This is a genomic window from Streptomyces marianii, from assembly GCF_005795905.1.
GTDB lineage: Bacteria > Actinomycetota > Actinomycetes > Streptomycetales > Streptomycetaceae > Streptomyces > Streptomyces marianii.
The window spans coordinates 1,010,828-1,026,359 of record NZ_VAWE01000001.1 but is presented as its reverse complement, the minus strand read 5'-3'; the positions used below and the strand labels follow the sequence as shown (position 1 = coordinate 1,026,359).

The 15,532-nt window shown below is 67.8% G+C and carries 13 protein-coding genes; 3 read left to right on the top strand and 10 right to left on the bottom strand.

Going from position 1 to position 15,532, the window contains the following annotated elements:
- Positions 1-9: 9 nt before the first annotated feature.
- The 9 genes from FEF34_RS04725 to FEF34_RS04690 all read right to left on the bottom strand — a co-directional run bounded on the left by FEF34_RS04725 (position 10) and on the right by FEF34_RS04690 (position 9,667).
- The gene (locus FEF34_RS04725; RefSeq protein WP_138051995.1) at positions 10-933 is read right to left on the bottom strand and encodes a GNAT family N-acetyltransferase; all 924 of its coding nucleotides are present in this window, start codon (positions 931-933) and stop codon (positions 10-12) included.
- Entirely contained in the window at positions 924-2,306 is a 1,383-nt protein-coding gene (locus FEF34_RS04720; protein WP_199800640.1) for a KamA family radical SAM protein, read from the bottom strand. Before FEF34_RS04720 ends, FEF34_RS04725 begins: the two co-directional genes overlap by 10 nt.
- A 40-nt stretch (positions 2,307-2,346) precedes the next feature.
- The gene (locus FEF34_RS04715; protein WP_138051993.1) at positions 2,347-2,691 is read right to left on the bottom strand and encodes a cupin domain-containing protein; all 345 of its coding nucleotides are present in this window, start codon (positions 2,689-2,691) and stop codon (positions 2,347-2,349) included.
- A complete protein-coding gene (locus FEF34_RS04710) occupies positions 2,691-4,019 on the bottom strand; it encodes a lysine N(6)-hydroxylase/L-ornithine N(5)-oxygenase family protein (protein WP_138051992.1) in 1,329 nt (442 codons plus the stop codon). Before FEF34_RS04710 ends, FEF34_RS04715 begins: the two co-directional genes overlap by 1 nt.
- Before the next feature lie 34 nt (positions 4,020-4,053).
- Positions 4,054-5,670 carry a class I tRNA ligase family protein gene (locus FEF34_RS04705; RefSeq protein WP_138051991.1) on the bottom strand — a complete coding sequence of 539 codons (1,617 nt, stop codon included), beginning with the start codon at positions 5,668-5,670 and terminating at the stop codon, positions 4,054-4,056.
- 126 nt (positions 5,671-5,796) lie between these two features.
- On the bottom strand, positions 5,797-6,411 hold the full coding sequence (locus FEF34_RS41025; protein ID WP_171052820.1) for an SET domain-containing protein: 615 nt from the start codon (positions 6,409-6,411) through the stop codon (positions 5,797-5,799).
- Positions 6,412-6,415: 4 nt separating this feature from the next.
- Positions 6,416-7,705 carry a preATP grasp domain-containing protein gene (locus FEF34_RS41020; protein WP_171052819.1) on the bottom strand — a complete coding sequence of 430 codons (1,290 nt, stop codon included), beginning with the start codon at positions 7,703-7,705 and terminating at the stop codon, positions 6,416-6,418.
- Positions 7,702-8,439: a class I SAM-dependent methyltransferase gene (locus tag FEF34_RS04695; protein ID WP_171052818.1), complete on the bottom strand. Its 738-nt coding sequence runs from the start codon at positions 8,437-8,439 to the stop codon at positions 7,702-7,704. The genes FEF34_RS41020 and FEF34_RS04695 overlap by 4 nt, the downstream gene beginning before the upstream one ends.
- Before the next feature lie 82 nt (positions 8,440-8,521).
- Positions 8,522-9,667, bottom strand: a complete 1,146-nt coding sequence (locus FEF34_RS04690; protein WP_138051988.1) for a hypothetical protein — start codon at positions 9,665-9,667, stop codon at positions 8,522-8,524.
- Positions 9,668-10,333: 666 nt separating this feature from the next.
- Between FEF34_RS04690 and FEF34_RS04685 the strand changes: the two genes are divergently transcribed.
- From FEF34_RS04685 to FEF34_RS04675, 3 genes are all read left to right on the top strand, one after another.
- Positions 10,334-11,356, top strand: a complete 1,023-nt coding sequence (locus tag FEF34_RS04685; RefSeq protein ID WP_234042276.1) for an NAD(P)/FAD-dependent oxidoreductase — start codon at positions 10,334-10,336, stop codon at positions 11,354-11,356.
- A 99-nt stretch (positions 11,357-11,455) separates the two neighbouring features.
- A complete protein-coding gene (locus tag FEF34_RS04680) occupies positions 11,456-12,850 on the top strand; it encodes a pyridoxal phosphate-dependent aminotransferase (RefSeq protein ID WP_138051986.1) in 1,395 nt (464 codons plus the stop codon).
- 60 nt (positions 12,851-12,910) lie between these two features.
- The gene (locus FEF34_RS04675) at positions 12,911-14,224 is read left to right on the top strand and encodes an MFS transporter (protein WP_138051985.1); all 1,314 of its coding nucleotides are present in this window, start codon (positions 12,911-12,913) and stop codon (positions 14,222-14,224) included.
- A gap of 173 nt (positions 14,225-14,397) precedes the next feature.
- Here FEF34_RS04675 and FEF34_RS04670 read toward each other — a convergent pair whose 3' ends face one another.
- The gene (locus FEF34_RS04670) at positions 14,398-15,396 is read right to left on the bottom strand and encodes a TniB family NTP-binding protein (RefSeq protein WP_234042275.1); all 999 of its coding nucleotides are present in this window, start codon (positions 15,394-15,396) and stop codon (positions 14,398-14,400) included.
- Positions 15,397-15,532: the final 136 nt, after the last annotated feature.

Sequence of the window (15,532 nt, the reverse complement as noted above, 5' to 3'; positions counted from 1 at the left end):
GTTGTCCCCTCATCGGTCGGAAAGGTGGTAGGGCACTACGGAAGCGAGCATGGGCGCGTGGAAGGGCTCCGTCGCGGGGCCCGGGTCGCGGGACATGATGTACCCGGTGAGCGGGGCCTGCCTGACGTCGTAGTCCCCATAGCCCACGCAGAAGGACGGGTCCTCGCACCGGTCCAGGGACAGGACCTTTTCCAGCACAGGCGGATCGTCTGTCTCGTAGCGCCACAGCGGGTCTGCCCGGAACCCCAGGCGCCGCTTGAGCAAGTACAGCCCGGTGGCAACGTCGTGGCCGTAGAAGTTCGGGTCGGCTCCGGCCGACAGGATCTCGTAGCCAAGCTCGGCCGCGACCACTCCGACCTGGACATACATGAAGCGGGTGGTGCCGTGGTCGGGGTGGCTCGGGTCGCAGGCGTAGTAGGTCATGCGCAGCATGTTGTGCCGGGGCACCTTCATGCAGAGAAGTCCGGCGACCATGCGGTCACCGCTGTACAGGTAGATGCCAACGACCTGCTCGGGGTGGGTCCGGAACCACTCCAGATCCTCGGCGGCGTACAGGGTTCCCCGCGGCAGAGTACCGATGTGGCGCTTGTACAGCGCAAACCAGGTGTCCAGCCGGGCGGGGTCGATCGCCTCCTCCACCTCCAGCCGGTGGCCGGACTCGGTCTGACGTATCGCGTGCCTGGTGGACTTGCGCATCCGCGGCTGGAGGGCGTCCACGTACGCGTCGAGGGTGGGGTACACAGGGCGGGTCCAGAACAGCCACTGTGGCTTGAAGATGAACCCGTGGGGAGTCAACTCCGCATAATGCTCCGGGGTGGGGTCGACGATGCGCAGGAGATCGGCGTCGCTGATGCGCTTGAGCGCCGCGCCGCTGGCCACGTCGGCGGCGTCGAGTACCGCGATACGTAGATCGTGGTGTGTCGTCAGTTCCATGTTCGGCCTTCGTCGACGGAGGCGCGCCACCAGTCGCGGCCTTCCTGCGGCAGGGTGTGGATCGGGTCGAGGTACTCGTGCCGACGGGTGAGTGCCTGTGTGTCCTGGGCCTCGCCGGGGAGGCGGTAGTTCTTCGTCCAGTACGAGATGCCGAGCGTCCGGTCGTATTCGGCAACCTGGTGCACCCACCGCTTGCCGACGTAGGGCACGTCGCACACGATCCTGGGCGTGGCGAAGCCGGGAAGATAGCCCATGATGTCGTCCTGCAGTACCTGGGCCCGGGACAGCGGTATCCGCCAGTGCTCGCTGAAAGGGATCATGTCGCAGAGGTAGAAGTAGTACGGCATGATGCCGGCGCCGTCGAGCAGTGTGAAGCAGAGGTCGAGCAGTTGTTCAGTGGTGTCGTTGACGCCGTGCATCAGGACGCCCTGGTTGCGTACGTCACGGATGCCGGTTTCCAGAACCGCGCGGGCGGCACGGGCAGCCAGCGGGGTGACGGAGGCGGCGGAGTTGGCGTGGGTGTGCACGGCGATCTGAACGTCCCGGTCGCGGGCTACCTTCGCCAGGCGTTCCATGCCGGTGAGGACTTCTCCAGACAACCAGTGCTGAGGCAGGGTGACGAGCGCCTTGGAGGCCAAACGGATGTCCCGGATGCTGTCGATGTCCAACAGCTCCGACACGAAGGCCTCTAGCCGGGGCCACGGGACATTAGCCACGTCCCCGCCGGAGACAACGACGTCCCGCACCTGGGGATGCCTCCGCAGGTAGTCGACCATGGCGGCCAAGCGGTCCTGCGGTTTCGCGGCGAACCGGGTCTTGCTCACCACCGGGGTGGACTGGCCGACCAGGTCCATGCGGGTGCAGTGGCCGCAGTACTGCGGGCAGGTCGCGACGATCTCGGCGAGAACCTTCGTGGGGTAGCGGTGGGTCAAGCCCTCCACCACCCACATCTCCTGCTCGTGCAGGGCGTCTCGTGAGGCCCGCGGGTGCGACGGCCAGTCGGCGCGCCGGTCGGAGAAGACGGGCAGCATGTAGCGGCGTACCGGGTCCGCGTAGAAGGCGTCGGTCAGGCTGCCGGCCCCCGCGACCGTCACCCCGCTCGCCATCGTGTTCAGCATCTGGGGCGGCAGCAGGACGGACATGGTGGCCCGCTCAGCCCGGTCGCGCTCCAGATCGGCGTAGAAGGATTCGTCGACGAGGTCGCCCAACACGGTCCGTAACTGCTTCGCGTTGCGCACGCAGTTCAGTCGCTGCCACTGCGGTGACTCCCAGTCGGCACGGGTGGTGTCGCTCCAGCCCGGGAATCGCCGCCAGTCGGGTTCCGTCAGTTCCTTCCTGCGATAGGTGTACGGCTGAGCCGCTGTGGGACTCACGCGGCACGCTCCTTTCTCGGACGGCGACACGGGCCGGCCGTCACTGTGGCTGCGGGGTCCACCACAGGCTGAAGACCTCAAGCGGTTCATCGCCGGTGCTGGTGACTTGGTGCGGAACCCAGGGCGGGTAGTAGAGGGCGTCCCCGGGGCGGATGTCGGTGCGGCTGCCCGCGGACAGGACCGTCCCCCTACCAGACCGGACCAGCCAGATTTCGGCGACGGCGTGCTCGTCCGGCTCGCTTGTCTCACCCGGCGGAACACGGAACCGGGAGCCCTGGAACGGCGGGAGCGCCTCCGACCCGCCCGGGCCGAGCGCCATGTACTCCACGAGCATCCCGGGCGTGCTCTCGGCGGGGCCGAAGGCTACCTTCACGGGGCCGGACATCAGATGCTCCTCACGGTCGGCAACGGTTCGGACGGTGGGGCACCGGGTGGCGGGAAGCCGCTGGACCAGGCGGTGGCGGACGTCTCGTGGTCGGTGCGGTACACCTTGCGACCCGTGATCGCGTTGAGGATCTGGGCGCTACGCCATGCGGCGAGACTGAGGTTCGGGTCGGCCACACCGTGGGTGGGCTCGGACATGTTCTGAACGTAGATGCGCACGCCGGTCGGGCCGTCCCACTCCAGCGAGTAGTCCCGGTTGACCTCCAGCTCGCCGCGCGCGTTGAGCAGGCGGTCCGCGAGGGGGTCCATGCAGGCGGGCAGGGCGCTGCGGTAGCCCGTGCAGAAGACGACCACATCGGCGGCGTGGACCTCCTCGCGGTCCAGGTCCTGGTTGTGCACGGCCGCCACGAGCCGGTCTCCGTCGCGCTCCAACCCGACAACCCGTCGGCCGGTCAGCAGCTGGTGCTGCAAGGGAGCGCCGGCCAGGAAATCCAGCTGGTAGAGGCGCTGGTAAATGCCTTCGAGGAGGGACTCGGTGATGCCGTCACTGGCAAGCCGCTGATGGCGCAGCAGCTCCGCCCGGCGCTCGGCGGGCAGCCGGTGGAAGTGGTCCACGTAGTCCGGTGCAAACCACTCGTTGGTGAACGGCGAGTCGTCCAGGGGCTGGAACCCGACCCGGCTGGAGATCCAAGTGAGCCGTCCGGGCAGTGCCCTGTCCGGCCCGAGGAAGTAGTTCACGACCTCCGCGCCGCTCTGGCCACCTCCGACGACAAGGACATCCTTGCCCCGCACCTTCGGAGCCAAGTGGAGGAGGTCGGCGCTGTGGAGCACGGTGGGTCCCTGCAACGGTTCGGCGAAGCCGGGCAGTGCAGGGGTGCGCCCGGTGCCCAGGACCAGCGAGCCGGTGGAGTACCGGGTGCGGCCGGACACCGCTTCGAGCCGGTTCCGGCGCAGGCGGACCTCGTCTACCGGCCGGTTCCACCGCAGGCTGGGTAGCTGGCGGGCGACCCAGCGGTAATACTGCTCGAACTCTTGCCGTGTGCAGCGGTCGCGGTTGGCGATCAGCGATCGGAAGAGGCGCCCGTTCTCGGCGAGGTAGTTGAGGAAGGAGAACCGACTGGTCGGATCGACGGTCGTCACCAGGTCCTTGAGGTAGGACACCTGAAGTCCGGCGTCCGGCACCATCATCCCCGGATGCCAGCGGAACTCCGGTCGGGCGTCGAGGAACCGGGCGGAGAAGTTCGGTACCGGCTCGGCCAGCGCGGCCAGGCTCAGGTTCGTGGGACCGGTCCCGATCCCCACGAGGTCGTACTGTTCCACGTCTTCCATGCGGCCCCCTGTCGTTCGTACGTCGTGAGCACCGTCAGCGCGGTGCGAAGAGAGCACAAGCGGTGCTCAGGTCACCGGTCCCGGCGGCCACCTCGATACCCTCGAGGGCCCGGTCCCACGGCACGTCGGCGACGTCGCCCGGCAGTTGCAGGGCGGCCCACAGCTGCTGTGCCATGGCCGGCGCAATCGGGTAGAGCCCCATGGCCAGGGCCGCGGCTGCCGAGAGCTGAGCCGCAACACACCGGGTATGGGTATCGGCGAGCCCGGGCACGTCGGCGAGGTGGTCACTGTCCTGGCCTGCCTCCGCGGCCTCGCGGATCAGCAGGTCGAGCAGCGCGATCGCGGAGCGCGGCGCGAAATCCGGCAGCGAGTACGCCTCGCCGACCAGTTCCAGCAGTCGCCGGGTGCGGGCACGCAGACGTTCCGCCGCGGCCGGCTCCGGCTCGAGGTCCGCCGCGGCGGTGCCTGTGGTCCGGGCCCGGTGGGCCAGGTCTTTCAGCCAGCCGTGCCAGCGCGGCAGAAGGTCGCCGTGAAGGAAGGAGTCGAACGTCTCCTGGGTGAAGCTGCTCTGGGCGGCGGCGGGCCGGTCCCAGCACAGGAAAAGCCGCAGGTGGTCGGCGGGTGTCTGGTCCAGGGCGTCCAGGAGCCAGATCGCGTGCTGCCGGCTGGTCGAGAACTTCGAACCGTCGAGGCGGTAGAACTCGTTGGAAACCAGCGCCTTGGGCAGGGTGATCGCCGCGTCCCACGCCGAGAAGATCGCGGGAAACAGCACGGCGTGGAAGAAGCCGTTGTCATAGCCGAAGAACTGCACCACCTGCGTGTCGCCCGTCCACCACGCCTGCCAGCCCCCAAGTTCGGCGGCGCTGGCCAGGTAACCGGCCGCCATCTCGAACCAGACGTAGATCCGCTGGTCGGTGAAGTCTTCGACCGGGGCCTCGATGCCCCAGTCCGCAGGGTGGGTGACGGCTATCTCGGGCAGTCCGTCGTCCAAGAGGGACCGGCACAGGGCGGTGAGGTGGCCGTTCATGGCGGTGTCACCCCAGAACTCCTCCAGGGCCTTCCGGTGCCGTTCGAGGGGCATGTACAGGCGCTCGCAGGAGCGGGTCTCGCACTCCGTCCCGCAGATCGTGCAGCGGGGTTCGACCAGGTCGGCGCAGTCGTTCGACCGGCCGCACGACTCGCAGGAATTTCCGCCGGACTGGCTGCCGCAGTGCGGGCAGCCGCCCGACACGTACGCCTCGTACGCCCATCGGTCGCAGGGCACGCAGTACGGCAGCGGGCGGGTGCGCGCGACGATGTCGCCGCGCTCGTACAGCTCGGCGAAGATCCGCCGCGTCAGCTCGCTGTGCAGCGGAAGGGCGCGCGGGCGACCCACGACGTCGAGCCGGATTCCGCTGTCGGCCCACGCCCGTACGATGCGCTCGCCGTAGTAATCGGCCACGTGCGCGGCGGTGGCGCCTTCGCGGACGGCGCGTGCCTCGGTATAGCTCTGGTGATCGTCGATGCCGGAGAGGTGGGCCACGGTCGTGCCCGACCGACGCTGATGACGGGCGAAGACGTCCGCGGCGAGGTAGGGGCCAGACAAGTGTCCCAGGTGGAGCTCCCCGTTGGGGGTCGGTGGAGTGGCGGTGACCAGCATGTTCCCCGTCACGGGCGGTCCTTTCGGTCCATCGGGTGGGTGCGGCGGCCGGATGTCGGACGCGTTTCGTCGCGTGGGGTGGTGGCGTGTCCCACGGCGCTGCCTGGAGGGCAGCTCCGCCGGTCTTCGAGGGGGTCTTCAGCGGGGCATGAAGGACGGTGCGCAGACCGTGGTTCCGGTGCCGGCCGCCGCCACGCTGCCGGCGCCCTGGCGCAGGCGTGCGTAGGCGGGGCTGACAGCGGAGAGCACGTCGTGCAGCGGCTGCTCCACCGCGGCGACGCGCGGCAGGATCCGGTCGATCTGGTCCGTCAGCCGTGCGCGCAGCGCCGGGTCGTGACCCTGCTCGGTGGTGATGGTGCCGCGGCACTCCGGGGTGCGGCAGTTGCATTCCATGGACCAGCCGATGTCCGCGGTGAACGTGGCGTAGTCGCAGGTGACCTCTTCGCCGGGAGCGATGTCGCGGACCGCCACGCCGAAGTCGAGGCTGGTGTCCAGAACGTTGGCCGCGCAGGAGTGGTTCATCAGGAACGCGCCCATGCAGGGGAGCAGGAGACTTCCGTTCTCCAGGAGGTGGCCGTACTTGTCGAGGAGGCCAAAGCGTTCTGCCGGTACGGCGCCCAGCTCGTCGGCGGACCAGGTGGGGCACTTGGCGCAGGGCAGCCAGACGACGGTGCCGGCCGGGATCAGCTCGGTGGCGAACAGGCCCACGTTGTCCGTCGTACTGGGCCGGATGTCGATTCCGGAGGTCAACACCGGGTCACGCGAGCCGAAGAACGTCGGCCAGGCGCTTCTCGATCTCCTCGACCCGCCGGTGGCTGGTGCCCATGACGAGGTAGCGCCACTTGCCGTCGAAGGCGAGCGTGTCGGCGGTGAGCACCACGCCCTCCGTCGCTCCCGGCTCGAACGCCAGGCCGGCTTCACGGACCAGGGCGAGGCCGGTGGCGAAGTCGGGCGTGACATCGCCGGGGCGGGAGTCCGCGAGCCAGACTGCGCGGGCGGCGTCCTCGGTTCCGAGGAACCGCCGCACCAGCAGGTCGAGGTAGGTCGCACCGGTGCGGCGCAGGTTGCTTTCGGTGGCGTACAGCTGACCGTCGCCGGTGATGCCGCCGTCGATGTCGAAGGGACCCCGGTAGCCGAGCTGGTCCAGGTGGCGTCCAAGTGCGAGTCCATCGGCGGTCAGCTGGTCTACAGCGGGCGAATTCTCCTCCAGTGGGGTGACCTGCCCGCTGAAGCTGCCGTTGGGGGTACGCATCTCCCCCACATGCAGGACCTGCGGGCCTGCCTCGGTGACCTCCATCTCCACGGTCACCACACGGGCGAGGTCCAGGCGCTGTTCGACGACCCAGCCGCGGGGCTGGTCGGACACCTCGGAGAGGTACGAGTCGACCAGGGCCTCCAGGCCCGGCAGGTCCTCGGTGGACAGGAACCGTACGCCGTAGCCGTTGGACCCACGGACCGGCTTGACCACGGCTCCGCCGTAGGAGGTGACGGTCTCGCGGGCGGCCGTGACGAGTTCGTCCCGGTCGGCGGCCACACGACCCGCCGCGACCTGGATGCCGAGCTGGGCCGCGACGTCGCGGAACCCGGGCTTGGTGTTGATCCGGTACACGGCTTCGAGGGCCGTCTCGGAGGGCTTGCCGTCGTCGTATCCGTCGACGGGAAGGCCGAGTTCGGCCGCCATGTCGAGCGCGGGGCGGTCCAGGGCGAAGGGCTGGAACCGCAGGCCGGGGATGGCCTCGGCCAGGGTGCGCAGGCGCTCGGTGAGGCCGGCCTTGCGGACGGCGTCGGTGAGGGTGATCAGGTCCTCGGACGGGGCGGCCACGCATGTGACCTCCGCGCGGGCGAACCCGAGCAATCCGCAGGCGTACTCCCAGAGGGGCTCGGAGGCGGCAGTTGGAAGCACCACCACGTCGCCCGGCTGCGTAAGCCAGATCTTGCGCGGGGAGACCGCTACCAGGGCCTTGGCGTGCCGCGCCGTGGGAGTGGCGACCATCAGCTCGTTGACGAAGTTGCCGAAGATCAGCCGCGGGTGTTCGCGCGTGGTCATGCGGTGGGTCCTTCCTGCTTGATGCCGCCGAAGACGGCGTGGCCGGCCTTCATCCAGTAGGCGTCGACCTGGGTAAATCCGGCCTCCCGCAGCCAGTTCAGCTGGTCGCCCAGCGGCGACGGCCGGTCGAGGGGGTCCGGGTACTGATAGTGGCTCCACTCCAGCTCGTGGAACTTCTCGTACGCATCGTCGACGCCAGCCGCTGCGCTCTGCTCACGCACCGCGTCGTCCCACATCCGGCGGGCCAGCTCGTGCCCGAGCGGGCCGGTCGCCTCCACAAGGTCGGCGAGGACGAAGGCGCCGCCGGGACGGAGCATGGCGTACACGTCGGCGAACAGCTGCTGCTTGCCTGCGCCGTCCAGGTGGTGGACGGCGAGGGAGGACACCACGGCCCAGGGGGCTTCGTCCCGCTTGCGCCAGTCGTCGGCGGCCAGGTCGAACCGCTCGGTGTGGAAGCGGCCGCCGTACCGGGCGAGCTCGCGGCCCGCGGTGTCCAGCATGGTGGTGCTGATGTCGAGGCCGACCACCTGCGCCTCGGGGAATGCTTCCAGCAGCGCGGCGCTGAGTCGGCCCTGGCCGCAGCACAGGTCCAGGATCCGGGCGCCAGCCGGAGGAGCGGGGATCACCGAGGCAATGACGTCCGCCTGCGCCGCGCGCTCGGGTACGAAGTACTCCCCGTAGCTGATGAAGTCCTGTGAGTCCTGCTCGTTCCAATCCTCTTCCGAGGTCGTCACGCCAAGTCCTTTCCGTCCTGAATGGTGGGCTCGGGTCGGCCAGGTGCCGGCAGGCCCAGCCGGGGCATCGAGCGTCGCGATGTCAGACCGCGTCGGCGAACGACTGCCAAGTGAGCCAGCGGGCCAGGTCCCCGGCTTCGGTGGGTACCTCCCTGACCTCGTCCACGGAGCAGCCGACCAAGCCGACGAGCCAGTCGAGGGTTTCGGCGGGAAACCGGCGCACCGCTCCGTGGGTGGCGATCAGCAGGGCGCCATCGTCGTGTGTCCACAGCAGCGGGGCGGGCGTCAGGCGACGGATCGCCGCCGGGGTCTCCTGCGGCTCCGGGTCCTGCGGGGCGATGCCGCGCATGCCGATCGCCGATGCGAGGGCCAGCGCCTCGGCGTCGGTCTCGGCGAGGCCTGCGAACTCGCGGTACTCGGCCAACCACTCGCGGCGCAGCTGTCCGTCCGTTCCGACGGGGACAGCGGTCCACGGCCTGGGGTTGTTGAAACTGCCGGTGTACATGGCGACGTTGAAGGAGAGCGAGGGCTCTGGGGTGTCGCCGACGTGCCAGATGCCGCTGCGCCAGAACATGGCCTGCCCGGCGCCCGGGCGGAGGGTGGTCGTGGTCAGGTGCTCGACATCGGCCACGTCGAGATCGGGCAGATACTCCTCCTCGACGTTGCCCAGCGGGTCGGTGTCGGCTCGCACGCTGGTGCCCTCGGGGATGAAGTCGCTGGTGTTCCAGAGGTGCATCACCTTCTTGCCCTGAAGCACCATGTGCAGGTTGGTGCACCCTTCGCGGTGGATTCCGCCGGGCGTGGCCGAGTAGCGACCGAGGAACAGTTCCGACTCGATGTATCCGCGTGGCAGGCCCACAGCGGTGAGCAGGGGCGCGAGCCCGCCGACGAGTACCTCGAAGAGCCCGCGGTGGTACTCCTGCAGACCGCGCGCGTAGTAGAGGACGGCGTCCGCCTTGCCCTCCACAGACCGTACGGCACGGTCGAGCCACTCCCAGGGGGTCTCCGTGGCACCGGTCCCGCCCGGCCAAGCGGCCGGGTCCGCGACGAACGAGCCGTTGACGAGCAGCTTGAGAGCATCGGTGGATTCGCCCGAGGCCCGTACCCGGGCGGCCGCCAGGCCGGCCTGCCAGACGAGTTTCTGGTCGAGTTCCGCCAGGTCCCAGTCGCACACCATCCAGTCGACGCTTCGGTCACTGATGGTCGGATTGATCAGCGTTCCGCGCACTGCACCTTCCTCCCTCGCAAGCGCCGTACCGCATGCCCATCCAGAGCGGTCAGGTCTGGATCTCATAGGGTGGCGGATACATAGACGATTGCCGATCGAAAATCTTGAACGCATCCAGGCACGGGTGCCAGAAGCACCCTGTCAACCGATGCCGGCAAATATGCGGACCCGAGAGTGAGAGTCGCAGCGAATGAGGCCCGACATGGTCACACTGCTCGGGTAGTCATCGATATCCGGAGCGGGATTTACCGCATCGCGAAGGTCCGGACGACTAAACCCTACGTCACGGCCAGTCACTGTCAACCCCCGCTTTGCGCCACACTGTATGACCGGTTTCATGCAGGTTTACCCGTCCATGAGGGCGTCAATCTGGCCAACCGGCGTCCCTAGACGATCTCCGTTGACACGTCAGATTTCATGTAGTTGAATCATTTGGATCAACATCAAGAGTCATTCACGGCGATCCCGCAAGAGCAAGGAGAGGCCTGGATCAGGTCCGAATCGGATCAGTCTCGCAGGCCCGAAAACCACGGGGGTATCAGTGAAGTTCGCAACCCATCCAAAAAATGGTAGGCGCGGCTCCGTTACGCACACTTCAAGTACGACGAGAAGAAGAGACCCTAGAACGGGGATCGGCACCGCTACCCGCTCATGAAGCACGTGGACGTGGCTGTTGTCGGGGCCGGAATTACCGGAATCCTGACGGCCCGTGAATTGGCCGCTCGCACTCCCACCCAGTCGATCATGGTGGTCGAGGCTGGCGATCTGGCCGGCGGTGCCAGCCGACGCTCCGCGGGGCTCCATTTTCCCCGCGGCGCCACACCGCGCGCCCGTGCCTTCGCCGCATACAGCCATGAGTACTACGCGCGGCTGCTCATGGATCACCCGTCCTTGCCCATCTTCCCTGTCGATGTGTCGGTCGTCGCCCGCGAAGCCCGCGCCACGGCGTTGTCGGAGAAGTACCTGGATCACGCCTGTCTCGTCAGAAGCGACGGCACCCATCCTCTCGTGAACGTTCCGGCGGACTCCGCCGTATGGCACGGCACCGGCTGCCACTACGCCGACGTCCCGGCGCTCACCCGCCTCCTCGCAGGACAGCTGCGCGACCGCGTCGAACTCCGGGAGGGCGTAGCGGTCGTTGGCCTGTCATCCAACGGCGACAGCTACACGCTACGGCTCAGTACAGGCGGGACGGTCCGTGCCGACCGTGTGGTCCTCGCACCAGGCCCCTGGTTGCACATGGGCCCGTGGAGGGAGCTGGTGGCCCCGCTCGGCGCGCGGGTGAAGAAGATCGTCGCGCTCCACATCGACCAGCGGCCCACCGAAGAAGACCCTGTACTCGTCTTCGACGATGAGGACGCCTTCCTCCTTCCCATGGTGCAGCGCGGGTTCTGGCTGTTCAGCTACACCTGCCAGGAGTGGGACGTCAGCCCCGACACGGTTTCCGCCAGTCTGTCGAGCCGAAACGTGGCCGAGGCCCGCGAGCTGCTCCACCGGTACGCACCGCGCCTACAGGCAGCCGCGACGGCTGGCCGGGTCTTCTGTGACGCATACAGCCCGGACGGCGCGCCGCTGGTTCAGGCCCTTGACTCGGCGGAACGGCTCGTCTTCGCCGGCGCCTCTAGTGGCTCGGGCTACCGCTTCGCCCCCGCGATGGCCGCTGCCGTCGCTGACCTAGTCGCACGCTGACGCGACAAGGTCGGGCCCCTGCCCTCGTGCTGATGCTGGAGCAGGCCCGGCCCCCTCGTTCTTGACCGGTACACACACGGGATAGAGGCTTCGACAAGCATGGTCACGAACCACCCGCCGTCCGTATCTGCCCGGGTCGGACAGGAGGTCGCCGAGATCTCGTGGAACGATTCGCTGATCCACCAGCTCGAGATCCACCACAACACGGTGGACTACTCCAGCTATCAGGGCGGCACCGTCCACATGATCTCGTCCGGTGTGAACTTTCTGCGCCCGCCATCGGTGATCCTTCGCAGCATCGCCGAGGACGCGCGCGACTGGAAGTACATCAACTGCTACTGCGGTCCCCTTGGCGAGTCCATCCTCCGCAGCGGCGCCCTGGCCTACGAGGAGAGCCTCAAAGGAAGCCCCCTAGACGCGCCCGTCGACACCGCGCTGACCGTCGGCGCGGCCGAAGGCGTACGGCTCGCCTTCGACTTTCTCCACCGGGCCCGCGGAGCGGAAAAGGTGCTGGTTGCAGGACCCCAGTACTCCATCGTCCACCAGACCATACTCTCGGCAGGTCTGACGTTCCGCGAGGTGTTCACGGACCGGGAAGGAGTCTTCTTGCCGAATCCGGCGGAGATTGACGCGGCACTCGACGCCTCCGGCGCCACCGTGCTGTTCCTCACCGAGCCCAACAACCCCTCCGGTGAGCAGCATTCGGATGCGGAATTCGAAGAAATCGTCGGCATCCTCAAGCAGCGAAGTGCACACCTCGTACTCGACAAGGTCAGTGCCGATTTCGCGGCCCACCCGGACATCCAGGTGCTCAACTACGGTGCGGCACTGGACCGGCACGACTACTGGGACCGGACTCTGGTGGTCGACGGGCTGGCGAAACGACGGGCGGTCAGCGGCCTACGCTTCGGCTACGCCATGGGCTCCATGGAGTTCGTCGACTTCATCGAGAACCAGCGCTTCGGCGGATGTCCGCCCCTCGTCGCCGTTTCGGGTATCGCCCGCGACCTCGCCTACTCCGCGCACCTGCGGCGAGAGCAGCTCGGGGCAGGAGGCGTCTCGGAAACCCTATGGCAGCGTTTCAAGGGCCTCAATGACGCCTCCCGCGAGCTACTGGCCGTAAGCGACGCCTCAGAGGTCGAGGAGTACCGGTTGGAGCTGCGAGACATGTACCAGACCATCGCCGACAACAGGCGGCTCGCCCAGGAGACGCTCTCACCGTGGCAGCTCGCCGCGACACCGCTCCACGCCGGCTTCAACTACCTCGCCTGCATACCTGGCCCGGACGCCGACCCCCTCACCTTCGGACAGGGCCTCTACGACGAGAGTCGTGTCTCCTGTTTCCCCTTGGCCTGCTTCACCGCTGACACGGAGCTGGCCGCAGCCAGGAGTCCCGCTAGTGCCCACTGGCTGCGGATCACCTGTGCCAGCGACCGACCAGTTTTCGAGGCTCAGATCGAGGCATTGCGCAGCTTCCTGACGAATCATGCCTGACGCGTGGGGGCGTGCCGGGGCGCGCTGCGACAGAAGAACGAGGAACGGACGGACGTAACCATGGCAACAGAGGACACCACGTCGGTAACGGAGCCGGCGTCAACCGCGACGCCCAAGCGCCGTTGGCGCGGGCTGCTGACGAACCGCGACTTCATGATCGTCTGGGGCGGGTTCACTGTCTCATCGGTAGGCACGGCGCTGTCCAACCTGGCTGTGCCGATCCTCGCGCTTGGCCTCTCCGGCTCCCCTACCATGGCTGGCCTCGTAGGAGCCGCCCGGCTCGCCCCCTACCTGCTGCTGAACCTCCTGGCCGGCGTGTTCATCGACCGCTGGGACCGCCGCCGCGTCATGATCGTCGCCGACCTGGGCCGTTTCGCCGCGCTGGCGACGATCCCCGTTGCCTACGCCTTCGACAGCCTGACAATTGCGCACCTGGCCGCGGTCGCATTTCTGGAGGGCGTCGGACACGTCTTCTCAGCCGTCTCCCACCTGTCCGCCCTGTCGAAGCTGGTCCCCGAGGAGCAGTTGGCCTCTGCCAACGCCCTCAACGAGGTGGCCGACTCCGCAGCCGGCGTCGGCGGATCCGCCCTCTCCGGTGCTTTCATCGGCCTGGCGAGGAACTCCACGCTCGGCGCCGTCTACAGCTACGCCGTCGACGCCGTCACCTACCTGCTCTCGGGGGCGTCGCTTCTGTTCGTACGCAAGTCGTTCCAGGAGGACCGGCCGGTCGACGAACAGCGCTCAGTGATGGCCGATCTCAAGGAAGGGATGTCGTTTCTCTGGCGGCAGCGCCTGCTGCGCCTGCTCATGGTGATGGTCACCCTAATCAACTTTCTTCAGGCGCCGCTCAATCTGGCCACCATCGTCCTAGCCACCGAGGATCTCGACATCAACGCCGGGCTGATCGGCCTCATCCTTGCCGTGGTCGGTCTCGGCACGGTGGGCAGCGCCTTCGCCGCGTCATGGCTGCGTGAGCGCATCAGCCTGCGCACCCTGGCGCTCGGCTCCGTCGCACTGTGGGCCGTCGCGGCGGCCATGATGGCCGCCGCGCCGTCGATCATCTTCCTCGCTGCTGGCGTCCTGATCACGAACCTACTGTGGCCGATCTTCGCGGTTTCCCTGGTGACCTACCGGCTGTCGGCTACGCCGGACCAGCTTCAGGGCCGCGTCAACAGCGCCTTCCGCACCCTGTCGTTCGGCGTGGAACCTCTGGGACTGGCCATCGGCGGTGCCCTGATCGCCTCCCAGGGCCCACGCTTCCTGTTCTGGGGCGCCGCAGTGGGCCAGCTCGTAATCTTCCTGGGCAGCGTCGCGACGTGGCGGAGGAAGCTGACGCCAGAAACGGCTGCAGCAACCTCACCCCAGGATGCCTGAGGAGCCTGCTGGCGGGTGACAGCCGCGCTGACCGGAACGTGCACACCGCTGTGGTCTTGAGTCAGAGCCGCTCGTGCGCTATTAACCAAGCATGCTCGGAGCCCCAGGATTGAGGTTCCTCGCAGCACGGGAGGGAACCCCTGCCCCGGGCCTCCCACCGCGTCCGGCATCTATTATGCCCGCCCCACGCGAGGACTCGCCCTCCTTGCTATGGCGCTTGTTTCGCCAGGGCCTGGAACCGGCCAGGGGCTTCGCGCTCGTCGCGGTTCTGAAGCGGCTCCGGCGTCAACTGGCTTCTGTCTCGCCTGGTCGGTGAGCGGGTTGCGGCGGCGTCTTCGCTTGTTGCGGTAGGACTCTTCGCTCGCGCGGGGCAGCACGATCTCGTTCATGATCTTCTTGGTGATGCGTTCGCTGCCGGTGGCCACCGCGTCGAGGGCGGCCTCCCTGATGAGGATCGAGAGGCTGTTGATGCTGCCGCCCGTGCGGTCGTGGAGGTATTCCCAGTCGAGTGTGCCGGGCTTGTGTTTGAACAGGGCGAGCGCCTCCTCCATGGACGTGACGACGGTGGCCCATTCGCGGGCGGCAGCGAGGCTGTCGATGCCGAATCGGCGCAGTTCGAAGTGGGTGAAGCGGCCGGCGGTCTGCGTGGCGCGTTCCTTGTGTCCACCTTCGAGGAAGAGGCCGGAGCTGAGGACTTCGACGCCGGTGTAGACGAAAGTGGCTGCGCAGAAGTTGGCGAGGTGCTTCAGGTGGTCGTTGGCCAGGCGGCCGTCCTTGACGGAGACGTCGAGGAAGTGGATGTCGTCGATGATGACGAGCTGCGTGCCGCACCTGCGCAGTGCCTCGAGGACCAGTCCGGTGATGTCGGTGCTGGTTGCGCCGCGGGGCAGTTCGAGGTTCATGTACTGGGCGATGGCAGCGGAGAGCATTTTGGGGGTGGCTCCGGCCGGGACGCTGATGTAGACGACGGGGACGTAGTCGTCGCCGGCCCGGACGAAGCGTTCAGGGTGCTTTCGGCGCAGCCCGGTCTCGAAGTCGGCTGCGAAGGTCTTGACGAGGGTGGATTTTCCGACGGTGGGCGGGCCGTCGATGACGATGCCGGGGCGGGCTCCGGCCGGGGCGTCCTTGTTGAGCTTGAGTTTCTTGGTGATCTGCTGGTGGATGCGGTCCATAGGCGGGGTGCGCAGGATGACGAAGGCCGAGTGGTAGTCGTCTCTGGCCTCGTTGAAGGCGGCGCGCTCGGCGTCGTTCATCGCCTGGTACGCGGTCCAGGCGGGTAGTTCGGGGCGGCCGGGCATGTGCGCGAGG

What these genes read in the sequence shown, in the direction of transcription:
- FEF34_RS04725 (WP_138051995.1), bottom strand. Translation starts at nt 933, where the DNA reads ATGGAACTGACGACACACCACGATCTACGTATCGCGGTACTCGACGCC.
- FEF34_RS04715 (WP_138051993.1), bottom strand. Translation starts at nt 2,691, where the DNA reads ATGTCCGGCCCCGTGAAGGTAGCCTTCGGCCCCGCCGAGAGCACGCCC.
- FEF34_RS04680 (WP_138051986.1), top strand. Translation starts at nt 11,456, where the DNA reads ATGGTCACGAACCACCCGCCGTCCGTATCTGCCCGGGTCGGACAGGAG.
- FEF34_RS04670 (WP_234042275.1), bottom strand. Translation starts at nt 15,396, where the DNA reads ATGGACCGCATCCACCAGCAGATCACCAAGAAACTCAAGCTCAACAAG.
- FEF34_RS41020 (WP_171052819.1), bottom strand. Translation starts at nt 7,705, where the DNA reads ATGACCACGCGCGAACACCCGCGGCTGATCTTCGGCAACTTCGTCAAC.
- FEF34_RS04675 (WP_138051985.1), top strand. Translation starts at nt 12,911, where the DNA reads ATGGCAACAGAGGACACCACGTCGGTAACGGAGCCGGCGTCAACCGCG.
- FEF34_RS04710 (WP_138051992.1), bottom strand. Translation starts at nt 4,019, where the DNA reads ATGGAAGACGTGGAACAGTACGACCTCGTGGGGATCGGGACCGGTCCC.